Annotated in this window: 14 protein-coding genes and 1 pseudogene; 13 read left to right on the forward strand and 2 right to left on the reverse strand. The window is 34.3% G+C overall.

Translation table 11 applies throughout. From position 1 onward, the window contains the following. The first annotated feature begins 54 nt into the window (after positions 1-54). The 10 genes and pseudogenes from ACUL40_RS24730 (at position 55) to ACUL40_RS24775 (ending at position 10,059) form a co-directional block, all read left to right on the forward strand. Positions 55-885, forward strand: a complete 831-nt coding sequence (locus tag ACUL40_RS24730; RefSeq protein ID WP_000381208.1) for an HNH endonuclease — start codon at positions 55-57, stop codon at positions 883-885. A gap of 418 nt (positions 886-1,303) precedes the next feature. Next, positions 1,304-1,588, forward strand: a complete 285-nt coding sequence (locus ACUL40_RS24735) for a hypothetical protein (RefSeq protein WP_000747922.1) — start codon at positions 1,304-1,306, stop codon at positions 1,586-1,588. Between the two features lie 1,082 nt (positions 1,589-2,670). Continuing rightward, positions 2,671-3,678 carry a DUF6731 family protein gene (locus tag ACUL40_RS24740; protein ID WP_001137575.1) on the forward strand — a complete coding sequence of 336 codons (1,008 nt, stop codon included), beginning with the start codon at positions 2,671-2,673 and terminating at the stop codon, positions 3,676-3,678. Positions 3,679-3,683: 5 nt separating this feature from the next. Further along, complete coding sequence (locus ACUL40_RS24745; protein ID WP_000818544.1) at positions 3,684-4,175, forward strand: hypothetical protein; 492 nt, start codon at positions 3,684-3,686, stop codon at positions 4,173-4,175. 759 nt (positions 4,176-4,934) lie between these two features. After that, positions 4,935-6,701 carry an AIPR family protein gene (locus ACUL40_RS24750; protein WP_000048911.1) on the forward strand — a complete coding sequence of 589 codons (1,767 nt, stop codon included), beginning with the start codon at positions 4,935-4,937 and terminating at the stop codon, positions 6,699-6,701. 145 nt (positions 6,702-6,846) lie between these two features. Continuing rightward, positions 6,847-7,131 (forward strand): annotated as a pseudogene (locus ACUL40_RS24755) (MerR family transcriptional regulator); the annotation flags it as partial. A 53-nt stretch (positions 7,132-7,184) separates the two neighbouring features. After that, on the forward strand, positions 7,185-7,511 hold the full coding sequence (locus ACUL40_RS24760; protein ID WP_445422724.1) for a nucleoside triphosphate pyrophosphohydrolase: 327 nt from the start codon (positions 7,185-7,187) through the stop codon (positions 7,509-7,511). A gap of 192 nt (positions 7,512-7,703) precedes the next feature. Continuing rightward, positions 7,704-8,564 (forward strand): DnaD domain-containing protein, encoded by an 861-nt coding sequence (locus ACUL40_RS24765; protein ID WP_445422723.1) that lies wholly within the window; start codon positions 7,704-7,706, stop codon positions 8,562-8,564. Then, positions 8,561-9,847, forward strand: a complete 1,287-nt coding sequence (gene dnaB / locus ACUL40_RS24770; protein WP_445422722.1) for a replicative DNA helicase — start codon at positions 8,561-8,563, stop codon at positions 9,845-9,847. The genes ACUL40_RS24765 and dnaB overlap by 4 nt, the downstream gene beginning before the upstream one ends. Before the next feature lie 44 nt (positions 9,848-9,891). Beyond that, the gene (locus ACUL40_RS24775; RefSeq protein ID WP_000169783.1) at positions 9,892-10,059 is read left to right on the forward strand and encodes a hypothetical protein; all 168 of its coding nucleotides are present in this window, start codon (positions 9,892-9,894) and stop codon (positions 10,057-10,059) included. Positions 10,060-10,198: 139 nt separating this feature from the next. Here ACUL40_RS24775 and ACUL40_RS24780 read toward each other — a convergent pair whose 3' ends face one another. Further along, positions 10,199-10,984: a TrmB family transcriptional regulator gene (locus tag ACUL40_RS24780; RefSeq protein WP_445422721.1), complete on the reverse strand. Its 786-nt coding sequence runs from the start codon at positions 10,982-10,984 to the stop codon at positions 10,199-10,201. Positions 10,985-11,189: 205 nt separating this feature from the next. On the opposite strand from ACUL40_RS24780, the gene ACUL40_RS24785 reads away from it, so the two are divergent. Together ACUL40_RS24785 and ACUL40_RS24790 are read left to right on the forward strand one after the other, a co-directional pair. Next, positions 11,190-11,957 carry a TSUP family transporter gene (locus tag ACUL40_RS24785; RefSeq protein WP_197241388.1) on the forward strand — a complete coding sequence of 256 codons (768 nt, stop codon included), beginning with the start codon at positions 11,190-11,192 and terminating at the stop codon, positions 11,955-11,957. Between the two features lie 290 nt (positions 11,958-12,247). Next, positions 12,248-12,403 (forward strand): hypothetical protein, encoded by a 156-nt coding sequence (locus tag ACUL40_RS24790; RefSeq protein WP_000394753.1) that lies wholly within the window; start codon positions 12,248-12,250, stop codon positions 12,401-12,403. A gap of 293 nt (positions 12,404-12,696) precedes the next feature. Here ACUL40_RS24790 and ACUL40_RS24795 read toward each other — a convergent pair whose 3' ends face one another. Then, complete coding sequence (locus ACUL40_RS24795; RefSeq protein ID WP_053565121.1) at positions 12,697-13,272, reverse strand: TetR/AcrR family transcriptional regulator; 576 nt, start codon at positions 13,270-13,272, stop codon at positions 12,697-12,699. A gap of 142 nt (positions 13,273-13,414) precedes the next feature. Here ACUL40_RS24795 and ACUL40_RS24800 point away from each other — a divergent pair, with 142 nt between their 5' ends. Continuing rightward, entirely contained in the window at positions 13,415-14,890 is a 1,476-nt protein-coding gene (locus ACUL40_RS24800; RefSeq protein ID WP_445422720.1) for an MDR family MFS transporter, read from the forward strand. The last annotated feature ends 143 nt before the right edge of the window (positions 14,891-15,033 follow it).

The raw sequence follows: 15,033 nt of genomic DNA on the forward strand, positions 1-15,033 counted from the left end.
TTAGGTTAAACATACGTGTTTTTGAATACTAATTGGTTCAATAGAGGGGAATATATGGATACAAGAAGAGGTCTCAGTGATATCAATGCATTAGAAATATTAGGTGGATATGAAAAAAGTGAAATAATTAACAGAATACAATTTTTTTACCTAGTGAATAATGAGAAGGTAGTAGTTAAATATTCAAAAATATCTAACGATGGAAAGAAATACTGGTTTGGAATAACACCAAATGCAATCAAATTATATAAATCAGAGAAAATATCACATATAATCTTTATTTTAGGCTATGAAGGAATAGTTAAATTACCAATTGAAATTTTATATAAGTATATTAAGGAAGCGAATGTTACAAGGAAAGAAAGTGGAGAGATAAAAAGGCATCATATTAATATTAATTTTAGTAATGATTTATGTTTATATAATTCAGTTGATAGCTTTATATTGGATGATTACTATTTTTATAATGAAGAAATTGTAGAAAGTGAGCTTGATGAGAAGAAAAGAGATATTATATTAGAGGAAGCCAAAAATTTTATTGATTATAAGGAACAGTATGTAAAAATTGGTGATAAAGCAAAACGGAGAAAAGAAAGTAGTGCTCAAAAAAAGAGAATTGCGATATTAGAAGATCATACCTGTCAAGTCTGTGGGTTTAAAGAAGAATACATAAAGGCTAATAATAAAAAAGGTTGGATAATAGAAGTGGATCATATTATTGAGAAATCAAAAGGTGGAGGAGAATCATTTGATAACCTTTGGGTATTATGTCCTAATTGTCATGCTAAGAAGACAAGGGGGGTTATTATTATTGATCCTATAGAAAAAATAGTGAGAGAAAAAGGTAAGGTTATAACTATTCAGGATAACCATTTGGACTGGTAGTTAATGAACTTGTTATTATTTAATACAAAGGGGATATGTGAACAATAGCTTCTATGTATTGTAATTCCCCTTAAACCTCCACAAACGCTACCCCCTAATAATAAAGAAGACAAATCCCAAAGGGGGGACAAAACCAACAATGAAAAACGTATAAGGGAAAAAGAAACCGGATCATCATGCTACTACTCTTAGTTTCAATAGGGTTTTTTACCACCTTTTATATAGCACACTGGCACGTAAAAATGCAAGTTGAGTACTATTTTAGAAAAGTATTCACCTTGCATTCATTAATATTTCTTCTATGTACTTTTGAGGATTCCTAAAGTAATTGTTGACAGGTTTAAAAGTAGTGGTTTTTATATACATGGAGGTAGTAATTGCTATCTTACATTATAGAGAAAGCTAGGTAGTAAACATGATGAAGAAATCAGAAATAGTACAAAAAGGGTATTTTGTGGATGAATCACAATTTGAGGGTGGGAAAACCGTACTGAGCTCAGAGCAGCTTGTTATACTAAAGGAATTATCACGTGTTTTGAACAACAATCAGGATGACTATCTGGATGGTTTTCTGAACTTATATTCACCGAAAGGACTGAAGGAGCTTCTTTCGGTACAGGTGAGAACAGCACTGGAATACGACACGATTAACAGCTTAGGAGCACTTAAAGCATATGAGTTAATCGAAGCGCTAAACTTATAAGTCTTTTGGGGCGTGCTCTTTCAGTAAATTAAGAAACCTTCCACAGGGCTTTTTTTATTGCTTGTAAAGATGGGGATATCTTTCTTACCTGTCGAATACATTGGAGATGCCTTTTATTTTTGCAATAGAAAAGCATCCAGAATGCAAACTGGTTCAAATCAGACGCTTATGAGTCCTTAACAGGGCTCTTTTTATTACCTATAATTGTATATAGAGAAAAAAGAGATGGGAATGGATAATAGAACATGGAAAAGCAATTTCTCTTAGAGTACAAGCGAAGATATTAATCCAAGATATGAAATACAAAAGCTTAAATTATGTAGGAAAGAGTAAAAAAAGTTCAAATCGATACTCTTATTAATAAAGCTGCAGCAGAAAAGTATATTCCTGTATATATTTTATAATTATGTTAACGTATTCTCAATGATAACTTGTAAATGTGGTAAGACCATCCATGATGAGTATGAAGGGGGAACTTATAGTTTTGGTCCAACGATACATGGTTTAGTCAAAAAAGGCAAGGCTCGAAAAAGTTATGATTACCACAAAGTCTGTCCTTTATCTGACTTTTTAGTGTGTTTATTCTGTTGTCATGATAAAAGAAAATTAATAAATACAATTGTTGAAACGTATAAGAAATTTACAGAATTGGAAATTGAAAAAGGTTATATAGAAGAGAAGGTACCTAAATATATATAATGTCACCAAACATTATAATAGAAGATGATGATAAAGATTTTAATGTTCTTCCAGAGTATGTTATTGTAACTCAAATAAATTGAGTATTTTTCATTTTATAAAAAATAAGATTGTTAATTACCAAGGAATTATTTTACTAACAAGTGATATTAATAAAATTTTGATTTTAATAATTTCAAGTAGCCCTCTGAGCAGAGGCGGGGATAAACAAACTCCCTTGCCTAAAGAAGAATTTCGATTTATTACGGAGGTTCGCTACCTCTCCTCTCCTTTTCTTTTTTTGTACTAAATACCACTAAAACTGATTATAAAGATAAAACATGGTAAACTAGCAGGAAACTTCCTCCTTTTTGTCGAATTATTGTATAAAAGGGGAGAGAATTATGCCAAGAAAATATGTAAGATTTAACTACTTTGAAGTACAATTAGTTCCTGCGCCAGTGGTACTAAGAGACGAGTTAAATGAGGGATATCAAGAAATTGAATTGTTAGGTGAAGAGGAGCATGCTGCTTCTTGGGATATGTCAGGATTTTTAGACTATCTGATGACGCATTTAGATTTTAACACTAATGTAGCTGTTGGTGATGAATATGCTGAAATTGAAATTGATTCTTATACTTTTGATGAAGTAAGGAATATTTATGGTTTCCAGTTATCAAAATTGAGGGACAAGAACATCCCGTCTAAAAAAAGGTTTGGAGAAATAAAAGAAGAGATCCTACTTGACCAAGATCAGTTCATAGGTGAGTTTGTTTCGGTTTTATTTGATCAATCATATGGATCTATAGCCCTACAATCAAATCTGTATGGATTGTCAGCAAAACAAACTGAAAATGTTTTAACACAATTAAGATTTAGATATCTAGATCAGATAGGTCAAACAGAAGAAGTACCTTTGGTGGTTAGGCTAGCCCCCATTATTGATCGATCAAAAATTGAAAGAGTTATAAGAGCAGATTACTTTAAGAAAATTCGAGTTAAAGGATCTAATGTGATGCTTGATGCTAACCTTGGAGAAGATAGTTTATTGAGTGATGCGAGAAGATTATTAAACGAGGTAGCGGGTATTAATATAGATATAACAATCTCATTAGGAAGAGCTGAAAGAACCGCCTCTCTTGATGATGATAGCATACGGCAACTGATTGATGCGTATAATGAATTACCAGAAGATCAACGACCTCAAATTGAAATAACTGCTTTAGAAAATGAAGAGGCTGAGATAGAAACAATTAACCTTCTAGAACCAAGAATGACTGATAGAATAAGCATAGTGGTCGAAGCAAGAACAACTGTAGGTCATGAATTTCTATTCAATACATTTTTGGAAACATATGACACGAGAAGACCGGACATTAGAAGGGTATTAGTACCTCTCGATTTGGAGTGATAAGTGTGGCTGAAAAACTTTATGATAGGTTAGAAATAATTTGGGAAAAGCATTCATTTGCAATTTCTTTTATTATATGTGTTTTTGTAGGAATACTTTATTTCAATGGATTAGTTACCAATATCCGAATGGTCACTGGAAACGTGGTTATGTTTGCATCGATGGTAGTAGCCGTTAACGGAGTATTTCTCACCCTAATTATAACCCTACAAGAAAGCCCAGCCTTTATAAGACTTAAGGGGATTTTTCCGGATTTTCAAAAGAAATTATACCTAAGTTTAAGAGATCAAATACACTTTGGAATTTTAGTAGTAGCTATGTCAATACTAATTAACATTTTGCCTCCTTCACCCAATAAGTATTTGTCTTCTATAGGTGTAGGAGTTTGGTTCTTTTTCTTTATTTTAATGGGGTTAGGTTCTTTTTTCTCTGTTAAGCTTGTAACTGATATTATTGTGAAAAACTTCAAAACTCCAACCCGCTCAAGAAGGCAATAAATTAGTAAAGCATCCATTAAAGCGATACTTTACTAATTTATTCTAACGATCGTTCAACCGTAATAACAAAATTGGGATAGGCAAGCCTATCTGAATCCAGAGTAAATATTGGATTGGCTGTCATCACTTTACTATCACTTGACCAAGTCAAGAAAGTAAAGAAAGAGGGAGCTTTAACAACTAAAGTGTTTTTAATAAGGCTTTATTGAGTTCGAGTGAATTTCCTTAAATTAGTATATTTGTTGGATCAAAGAACTTCCTTTTCTTGACTGATTTATATATTTTTCCACTAATTTATAATTGAAATGTAAGCATTATATTGTGAAGTAGTCTATATATTTTAGATATTGATCATACGTGATAATTTCAAATGCTAGTTTTTTCTTAACAATAGAAGCAGTTGTTGCTGATAAAACAGAATCAATTACATCTGGAATCTCTTTGAATTATGCTGTTATAAACGTAAAGATTTGTATGTGTTTATGCCTTAAAATAATAGCGAGTGTTAATATTTCTATTGGAATTTATAGAACTAAATGAAGCAAAACAGCTAAACATAAAAATGTGGCTGTTTTTTTGTTGCTTAATAATATATCGATTTTATAAGGTTTTTAATTAATAGTTATTAAATGTTTTCAGTAGCAAATATTTAATTATCATTAAACGAATTAAAGAAAATATGTGACATATTTAAAAAAACATATAAAATGATATATTGAGGTGTAATTTTAATAGAAATATATTTTTTGGAGGGTTATTATGTCAAAAGTTTTATTATTGGAAGCCATTCTTGATGATTTTGCTGATCAGTTAGATATGACCAAGAGCAGTGAACGAGATAGTGTGTTTGAGCTATTTGTTGCCGAGCAATTATTGAAAGATAAAGATCTAGATAGTGACGAATTGGAGAACGGTATAATTGGTGGTAGCTTTGATAATGGGATTGACGGCATGTTTATTTTTGCTAATGATGAGCTAATACAATCAATCGAGCAGGTTTCTAATTTTAAGAGCATAAAGAACATAGAAGTTCATTTTCATCAGTATAAAAATAACGAAAGAATTAGTGAAGATGTAGTACATAAATTTAATACTGCCACATCAAATATCTTAAATCTTAGCCAAGAACTAAGTCCAACTAGTTGGAATATCGACTTAATTGAAAAAGTGAAATTATTAAGAAATTTAACTATACGTAGTGCAGTTGCACATCCAGAATATAAATTTATCTATAGACATATTTCTAAAGGTAATAGAGATAATATATACAATGAAGATAGACCAAATGAATCGTATCTTGATAAAGTAGCAACTTTAAAAAATACAGTAGAAAAATCTGATTATAGTAACGTATTGTTTGTCTTTGACTATATAGGAGTTAATGAACTAATTAGTCTAAATAGAAATGAAAAACAGTTTTCTATAGCGTTAAAGTTAAATGAAAATCCAATTGCATTAGATTTTAGTGATGATGGAAAACGAGGATACATAGCTTCAGTAAATATTAAAGATTATTTTAAATTTATAACCGAAGAATCAGGTGAATTAAGAAAATATTTATTTGATTCTAATATTAGAGATTATCAAAACAATACAGAGGTAAATACTCAAATATCGGGGACAATTAAGAATGACAAAGATTTAGATTTTTGGTGGTTAAATAATGGTGTAACAATTATTGCAGATAAAGGATCTTTAACAGGAAAAACTCTACATTTGGATAATGTTCAAATTGTAAATGGACTACAAACTTCTCATTCAATCTATTATTCATATAATAAAGAAGTAGATGATGAGAATAGATCGTTGCTTTTGAAAATTATTATTACTGATGATAAAGTGACAGCTGATAAGATTATTAAATCAACAAATTCTCAGAATAAAGTACCAACTTCTTTGTTAAGAGCTACAGATCGAGTTCAAAGAGATATAGAAGAATATTTTTTAACAAAAGATTATTATTATGATAGAAGAAAAAATTATTATAAAAACTTAAAGAAACCAACAAAGAAAATTATTTCAATTAATTTTTTAGCTCAGTGTCTTACAAGTTTACTTATTCAAGAGAAAAATCCTTCGAAAGCTCGTTCTAATCCAACTGTACTAACTAAAAAAGATGAAGATTATGCTAAACTTTTTCCTGAAAACAGACACTTAGATACGTATTTAAAGTCTATAATAGTTGTTAAGAATGTAGAGATTCACTTGAAACAACTGTTAAATGGTGACGAATTAGCTGAACAAATTAAGAAGTATTTTTTGTTTCATGTGTCGAGGGTTAGTATGAGCGTGTTATTTCAACAACCAAATTATGGTGAAGAACAATTTAGAAATGTAAATTTAGATTTGGTTAATGAGGATCTTGTTGCTAAAAGTGTGGAATGGTTAAAGAGAATTATTAGTAAGTATTTAGAAGAAACTGAATATAAAGATGTAGTTAATATTTCTAAACAATCGGAGTTCAGTCAGTATATTACAGATAAACTTATTGAGCTTATAGCTGAGGCAAGGCAAGTATCTGTATAGATATTTTTTCACGGATTTACCCCAAAAGGTCTATCTAATCACTTTGATTTGCCCTTTTTATTTCGTATCGAGAATATTTTTATTTATCTCAAGTTCGGTTTCCATTGCATTTTAGCTATTATTGCTATCTTTATTGCTTTAATACAATAAGGAACTAAAAGAAAAGTTTGATCGGCGTTTTATGGATGTGATAGGGAAGTTGAAAAAGTATAAGGAAGAAGAGAAGGATCCGAGTCATCATGACGTTCAAGTTACTTTGAAGGAATTTTTCAATTTAATAGAAGGAGTAACGAACTATCTTGATATACCTCAAAGTGATATAGAGGATATAATCCAAAAATCAAACCTCCCACTATCCGAATTCCCAACTCTCTTCACAACCGAAGAAGAGAACTATATAAAAGAAGCAATGAAGCAGTTTAACACCTAGTTAAACTGCTTTTCCATTATAATAGAAGAAAAACCAAACGGAGGAAAAATCCCATGCCAACCTACAACAAACTAATCAGAAACAAAATCCCACAAATAATAAAATCCAACGGAAAAACACCCACAACAAGAATCCTACCTGAAGAAGAATACATAAAAGAACTCTGCAAAAAAACTCAAGAAGAACTAACCGAATATCTAGAAGCAGAAACAAAAGAACATAAACTCGAAGAACTATCCGACCTACTAGAACTAATAAACGCCCTAGCCGAACACGAAGGCACAACACTAGAAGAAATCAACAACATCCGTAAAAAGAAAGCAAAAGAACGAGGTGGCTTCTCAGATCGAGTCTTTCTAATCGAAGTAACCAATAAATAGCCCCCTCCTAAGCCCCTTCCAAGCCCCTACCAAGTAATAAATCACTAAGAAAAAACATAACAAAACAAAAACAACAACAAACACCGTAGTAGTAGTCAAAAAAAATTTAAAATAACACGCCAAAAACCCGACTAACCTCCCATATATATTATGAAGAGGTTTTTATTTTGAACGGAGACGGGAGGAATTAGGATGGCGGTGTATCGTAATGTGCAGGTGAATTTTTGGCAGGATGATTTTGTTTTGGATTTGACGCCGGAGGAGCGGTATTTTTATGTATATTTGTTAACTTGTTCGAAGACGACGCAGTGCGGGATTTTTCCTTTTCCGAAGCGATTAGCTGAGATGGAGACGGGTTATAATCGGGAGACTGTTGATAAGCTTGTGCAGCGCTTTGTTGATTATGGAAAGATTCTTTATGATGCGGATACGCGGGAGCTATTCGTTTTGAATTGGCTTCGTTATAATCCTGTGACGAATACGAATGTGGAGAAGTGTGTGCTTCGTGAGCTTAAGGGTGTGAAGAATAAGGAGTTTGTACATATGTTTCTTCAGAAGTGCGTAGAGGAGGAGCTGAATGTTCCGATGCTTTTAGCACATTTCGGTATGCCTGATGATTTGACTGTGGATGATGTTGAGCCGATTTGTGAGGAGACAAAGGAAGAAGAGTTTGTGGAGGAAGAAACGGGAAGTCGTGTGTTTTCTTTTTATGAGCAACATTTCGGTAGTTTGTCTCCTTTTGCGGTGGAGGAACTGAGTGCGTGGATGGAAGATTTGTCAGAGGAGCTTGTGTTGAAGGCGCTTCAAATTGCGTTTGAGAATAATAAGCGGACGGTTGCTTATGTGAAGGGCATTTTGAGAGGCTGGCACGGGAAAGGGTTTACGAAAGTGTGTGAGGTTGAGGCAGATACGGCTAAGTTTCGGAAGAAGGAGTCGTCTGTTAGTACGGGGGAGACGGAGGAGTTTTTGGCGAGGTGTGAGGAGTGGGAGAAGAATGCGCCATCTGAGGAAGAGTTGCAGCACTTTTTAGCGGAGCGCGGGTGGCGGCCATGAGTATTCAAAATGTGGAGGCGGAGAAGACGGTGTTAGGTTCTCTATTAATTGATGGAGAGCTTATTAAGGAGTGCCGTTTGACGGAGCAGTATTTTTCTATGCCAGTACATAAGTCTATATTTCAGTTAATGCGAAAGATGGAATCAGAGGGGCAACCGATTGATCTTGTGACGTTCATTTCTCGGGTAGATCCGAAGTTTTTAGAGGGGATCGGGGGAATGGAGTATTTTATAGGGTTAATGGATGGTGTGCCTACTACTGCCAACTTCTCTTATTATGAGGGGCTTGTTCGAGGTGCGTGGAAAATGTATCAGGCTGGTGTTCTCGGGCACAAGATGGGAGAGCGTCTTATTGCGGAGAAGAGTGAGAAAGTTATCGGTGAGACGATTACGGCACTTTGTGAGTTAGAGGAGAAAGACTCTGTATGTGAATTTGATTTGAAGGATGCGTTAGTTGATTTGTATGAGGAGCTTCATCAAGATGTGAAGGAGATTACTGGTATTGAGACTGGTTATACATCGCTAAATAAGATGACGTGCGGATTGCAGGAAGGTGATTTTGTCGTTCTTGGTGCGCGTCCTTCTATGGGGAAGACTGCGTTTGCGCTTAATGTTGGACTGCATGCGGCGAAGTCTGGAGCGGCGGTTGGATTGTTTTCGTTAGAGATGAGTAGTAAGCAATTGTTAAAAAGGATGGCTTCTTGTGTAGGTGAAGTGTCAGGAGGCAGGCTGAAAAATCCGAAGTATCGTTTTGCGATGGAAGATTGGGAGAAGGTAAGTAAGGCGTTTGCGGAGATTGGTGAGTTGCCACTTGAGATTTATGATAATGCAGGTGTTACGGTGCAAGATATTTGGATGCAAACTCGTAAGTTAAAGAGGAAGCATGGAGATAACAAGATTTTAATTATTGTAGATTACTTGCAGCTTATTACGGGCGATCCGAAGCATAAGGGCAATCGATTTCAGGAAATTAGTGAGATTTCGCGTAAGCTTAAGGTATTAGCGCGTGAATTAAATGTTTGTGTAGTAGCACTGTCACAGTTATCTCGTTCTGTAGAGTCGCGGCAAGATAAGCGTCCTCTTTTATCTGATTTAAGAGAGACCGGACAAATTGAGCAAGATGCGGATGTCATTATGCTTATGTATCGTGAAGATTATTATGATAAGGAAACGATGCAGAAAGAGATGACGGAGATTCATGTGGCGAAGCACCGGAATGGGCCTGTGGGGAGTTTTAAGCTGAGGTTTTTGAAGGAGTTTGGGCGGTTTGTGGAGATTGGATGATAAGATAGAAGAAGGCATATAAAAAGGTAAAGGAGTGGTTACGGATGACAAAAGTAGGTCGTTTATATGAGCAAGAGAAGCAAGAAGAAATTGATAAAGCACTTTCGGCAGCTGGAATGCTCTTTAAAGGAATGAGTGTAGAAGAAATAGCTAAAAAATTAGATGTAACAATTGAAAAGGTAAAAGAGTGGGAGAAGCGTTTATCTCATTAATCGCTGGGGTAATGGTAGCGTCTGTATAAATTTATACAAAAATAGCCGAATATTTACTATATAATAGTCGGCTATTTTTGTACGGAGAAGTTGTTAGGTTTAATACGCAAAATTTTTTATTTGCTCTTGAATATGTTTCTTATTTCCCCATAAAGAAAGACTTTCTCTCTGCAGTAATCCACTGCTGCAAATCATCTTGGTTACGTCGGACAAGTCGATTTACTAAAACATCATGCCATACATAATCCTCTAATAAGTATATATGGACGGGGTCATCTGTATAAAAAGCAATATTACGCTCTGCAAGTGATGGTCCATAAATCATTTCTTTAGAATCTATCGATACAATAAACCAATGTTCTGTAGACAAGGTTTCTGTATAAGGTGTTATGCGATGGGCTTCTAGATTTTTAATGGGATTTTCAACATGCAAGGTAATACCTTGTATTGTAACTTTATCAGCTACTTCAGATAGATCTTCTTTTAACGCTTCATACATCTCATCCCACATTGAAATGACAATACGTCGTTCTGCTTTTTTTATTAATGCCTGACAATAGCTAATGATTGTTTGATTGTCTTTTAAAGTAATTACTCGATTATCCGTTTTTTCCTCGGAAGTTTCTAGTTTCTTTAATGAATCACTAATTCCTTCATAAGTAGACTGCCATTCTGATTGCGCCTTCTGTAAAAAGATTTCAACAGGTAGAGGTGAATAGCGAGTGGTGTCATTTATTTCTTCCTTCATGACAATTCCTTTTTCTACAAGGTTACCTAAAATCTCATAAATTCGCGCTCTTGGGACACCCGAATCCTTACTCACTTGATAGGCTGTGACAAGCCCTTGTTTAACAAGAGATACATAAGATTTAGCTTCATATTCATTGAAACCAATTTTTTTTAGCTGTTGCACTATGTAGTCCACTTTTTTCGTCCTCCGATGTTTGCTTTTATCCCGCTTTAATGGGCTGTCCGTAAAAGCCCGATTGGTGAGGGCTGATAATCAGTGGGGGATGAACACCCCCCCACTGATTAAAGTTTCACTTTATATTTTAACGTTACAATAACTCTTTACATTTAGCAAATTGATAGTTACTATTACAATAGTGACTAAAGGGGAGGCTACTAGTATGGATTTTTATTTAGACCCATCTGTATTAATGATTTTGATTGTTTTTGGATTTGTAGCTGCATTTATTGATTCAGTTGTAGGTGGTGGTGGATTGATTGCCTTACCAGCTTTATTATTTACAGGATTGAATCCAGCAAGTGCAGTAGCCACGAATAAATTAGCATCAACAATGGGAAGTGCAACTAGTAATATTGTGTTTTATCGTTCTGGTAATCTTGATTTGAAATCGGCGTTTAAATTAGTTCCGCTCACTTTCATAGGTTCCATAATAGGGGCATGGACCGTTCATTTAATGAATCCAGAAGTACTGAAGCCATTGATGTTGATTATGCTTGGTGCGGTCGCTATTTATACGATATTCAAAAAGGATTGGGGTAGTATTTCCACTCATAAGAAATTGTCTGGTCGACACGTCATTATTTTTACCTTTTTTATTTTTGCTATTGGTTTTTATGATGGATTTCTAGGTCCTGGAACAGGTTCGTTTTTAATGTTTTCTCTTTTATTTATTGGGTATGATTTTTTAAAAGCAGCAGGTAATGCGAAGCTTCTTAATTTAGGAAGTAATGTTGGTGCATTGTTGATGTTTATGTATGTAGGGCAAGTAAACTATGCATATGGTTTTATAATGGGGATTGCTCAAATTGCTGGAGGGATTGTTGGCTCCAAATTTGCTATAAAAAAAGGAAGCGGGTATGTTCGTGCCCTTTTCATTACAGTAACTAGTTTATTGTTAGCGAAAAATCTGTATGACTATATTCAGTAAGTAATTAAAGAACGTAGAAAAGGTCAAGTATGCAAACTACATCAAGTATAAGAAGATACTAAGGAGAGATTCCTTTTAACATTTTTTAGATGCTACCTTGTTTGAAGATAGCATCTAAAAAAGTCTCATTAAAAATGAAAATAATATAAACTCATATTTTTCTATGTAAAATTTCATTTGTTTTGTTTACATAATATCTTTACAATCATTTGATAAAATAAAGTCAACTGCATATTGTGAGGGTGGGTGGTTATCCCTTCTTTCCATTTGGAAGGAAAGGGGGTGATAATATGGAGTTTTTGTTTGACCTTGTAAAAGAGTTTGTCAAAGCGACTGTGCGCGAAGTTTCAGCGTATTTTTTGCGGAAGCAACTTCTAGATAAGGACAACAAAAAACCCACTCCGCGCCGTCACAAGCAAAAGGGTGGGTTCCGCAAAAAGAAATAGCTTATAATAACCACCACCCTAAGCGGTAGCAGTTAAGGAAGAGATGTTAGCGCATCTCTTCTTTTTATTATATGCCAATTTATTCGCTGTTACACTTATATAGTATTTTACGGAAAATATATCATATTCCTATTTTGTGGTCAATTTGATCCCGCTTTAACGGGCAGTAAGACCCCCACCTCAAAATTCAGTGGAAGCAAAGAAGTTAGGTGGGGGTCGGGCTGTCCGTAAAAGTCCGATTGGTGAGGGCTGATTAAAGTTTCACTTTATTGCATGATTGAAAAGGTGTAGTCTTATTCCTTTTCAAACTGAAAAATATCCCGATTAATAAGTTGATGGAGATACCTATCCATTTCAGCAGCAGAAACTTTTCTTTCACTTTTAAACCACCATGCGCTTAATGAGGTGATTGCCCCTGAATAAAATTCAATGATTAAATCATTGGGCATCGTATGATTTTTGTGCAGTTGATTTAACGCTTCTATTTCTTGTTTTCTCGTTTCGTGACTTAAATGCTGTGTTCGGTTAATAAATTGTTCATCAGACATTTGCGTTTCTAATATTTTACCGATTTCTTCATGGTGTAGAAATTGTTCCATTACTTGAAATGGTTTACTTAATCGATCTGAAACCGGTATTTCAGCAATCATCTTGCTATATCGTTTAAATCCAAATGCTAATAAAGCATCTTTATCTTCGAAGTGTTTATAAAAGGTTGTTCGGTGTACCATTGCGCGGTCACATATTTGGTTAATCGTAATCGTACTATATTTCTGTTTTGATTGCGTCATTAATTCAAATAAGGAATCCCACAGTAATTTATGTGTACGTCTAATACGTAAATCAAGTTGTTTTTCATTATCGTTCATCTACAATTCTCCTTTTTTGTAGATTAAATATACAGTGGCTGAAAATTGATTCTCCCTTTTTAATCTACATATGTATATTATATTACATGTGTTCCGGTGTATTTAAAGTTTTTTAAGTAAGAAACAGGAGGAGAATCTGTAAATGAATATGACAACTAAGAGCCCAGCAAGTGGCAAAGTTGATACTTCTAATTTGAAACATACCCCCATTTTAATTGCATTACTTTTAGGTGCAATGGTTGCATTATTAAATGAAACATTACTTGGAAATGCGTTAACGGTATTAATGAAAGAATTTGACGTAACGGCTTCAACGATTCAATGGCTTTCTACAGCATACATGTTAGTAGTTGGGGTTTTAGTTCCAATTACAGCGTTACTTCAGCAATGGCTCACAACGAGACAAATGTTTTTGATCGCTATGGTAACGTTTTTAGTCGGTACATTAATTGCGGGATTCGCACCGACATTTTCCGTTTTATTAATTGGCCGTATCGTCCAAGCTGTAGCGACGGGGTTAATTACACCGTTATTAATGAATACGATTTTAATCATTTGTCCACCTGAAAAACGTGGTGCGACAATGGGATTAATCGCACTCGTGATGATGGCAGCTCCGGCAATTGGCCCTACATTATCTGGAGTAATTGTGGATTCATTAAATTGGCGCTGGTTATTCTATATTGTTATTCCTATCGTGATTATTTCCATTATGATTGGGATGAAGTACATTCAAAATGTTTCAGAGTTAACAAGGCCAAAAGTAGATTACCCATCTATCCTTTTATCGACATTAGGATTTGGCGGGCTTGTGTATAGCTTTAGTGCATCGGGTGATTTAGGATGGTCCGATGCAAAAGTGTATGGCGCTTTAATTGTTGGGCTTATCTCATTATGTATTTTCGTCGTTCGACAATTAAAAATTGAGAATCCAATTTTAGAATTACGCGCATTTAAAGTTCCGATGTTTACATTATCAGTTGGATTAATTGTCATTGTGATGATGTCGTTATTTTCAACGATGACTTTATTACCGATGTTCCTGCAAACAGTTTTACTCGTTACAGCTTTTAAATCAGGAATTATCATGCTTCCGGGAAGTGTTATTAGCGCCATAATGGGACCAATCGCAGGTAAACTATTTGATAAATTTAGTCCGAAAGTTATTATCGTTCCCGGCATTGTGTTAGTAGGAATTGCAATGTTCTTATTTAAAGGCATTACTCCTGATACATCAATGTTACAAATTATTATTATGCATAGCGTATTAATGGTTGGACTTATGTTTGTCATGACAGCACAAACATACGGTTTAAATCAATTAACACCAGATTTATATCCGCATGGAACAGCACTGTTTAATACGTTGCAACAAGTAGCTGGTGCAATTGGTACAGCTATCTTTATTTCGAAAATGTCTTCAGGAACAACTAAGTATATGGAAAGCTCCGCAAATCCACTGGATCCAGTAGAGAAGTTAAACGGTTTAACGTCAGGGTTCCAAGGTGCATTTGCACTTGGGTTAATCTTTATTATTGTTGCATTTATCGTATCGTTATTCTTAAAAGAAGAGAAAGAAGGAGTAAAGGCAGCGAGGGTTTTACAGAACGAACATTAAGGTTTATATAAAAAAGACATCTTTCCCTAGAAAAGATGTCTTTTTTATATTTTTTTGTAACACTTGTTTTGGGTGTCTTCATACATAAGAATTGGTATGTACAATAATTATCCTTTTTGAGAATAACGATGCAAAGCCGTACT

This window comes from Bacillus sp. KNSH39 (assembly GCF_052656585.1).

Bases quoted from the DNA above. Each gene is read 5' to 3' on its own strand.
- ACUL40_RS24760 (WP_445422724.1), top strand. From the start codon at position 7,185: ATGCCAACCTACAACAAACTAATCAGAAACAAAATCCCACAAATAATA.
- ACUL40_RS24765 (WP_445422723.1), top strand. From the start codon at position 7,704: ATGGCGGTGTATCGTAATGTGCAGGTGAATTTTTGGCAGGATGATTTT.
- ACUL40_RS24795 (WP_053565121.1), bottom strand. From the start codon at position 13,272: ATGAACGATAATGAAAAACAACTTGATTTACGTATTAGACGTACACAT.
- ACUL40_RS24750 (WP_000048911.1), top strand. From the start codon at position 4,935: ATGTCAAAAGTTTTATTATTGGAAGCCATTCTTGATGATTTTGCTGAT.
- ACUL40_RS24730 (WP_000381208.1), top strand. From the start codon at position 55: ATGGATACAAGAAGAGGTCTCAGTGATATCAATGCATTAGAAATATTA.
- ACUL40_RS24790 (WP_000394753.1), top strand. From the start codon at position 12,248: ATGGAGTTTTTGTTTGACCTTGTAAAAGAGTTTGTCAAAGCGACTGTG.
- ACUL40_RS24775 (WP_000169783.1), top strand. From the start codon at position 9,892: ATGACAAAAGTAGGTCGTTTATATGAGCAAGAGAAGCAAGAAGAAATT.
- ACUL40_RS24735 (WP_000747922.1), top strand. From the start codon at position 1,304: ATGAAGAAATCAGAAATAGTACAAAAAGGGTATTTTGTGGATGAATCA.
- dnaB (WP_445422722.1), top strand. From the start codon at position 8,561: ATGAGTATTCAAAATGTGGAGGCGGAGAAGACGGTGTTAGGTTCTCTA.
- ACUL40_RS24785 (WP_197241388.1), top strand. From the start codon at position 11,190: ATGGATTTTTATTTAGACCCATCTGTATTAATGATTTTGATTGTTTTT.
- ACUL40_RS24800 (WP_445422720.1), top strand. From the start codon at position 13,415: ATGAATATGACAACTAAGAGCCCAGCAAGTGGCAAAGTTGATACTTCT.
- ACUL40_RS24740 (WP_001137575.1), top strand. From the start codon at position 2,671: ATGCCAAGAAAATATGTAAGATTTAACTACTTTGAAGTACAATTAGTT.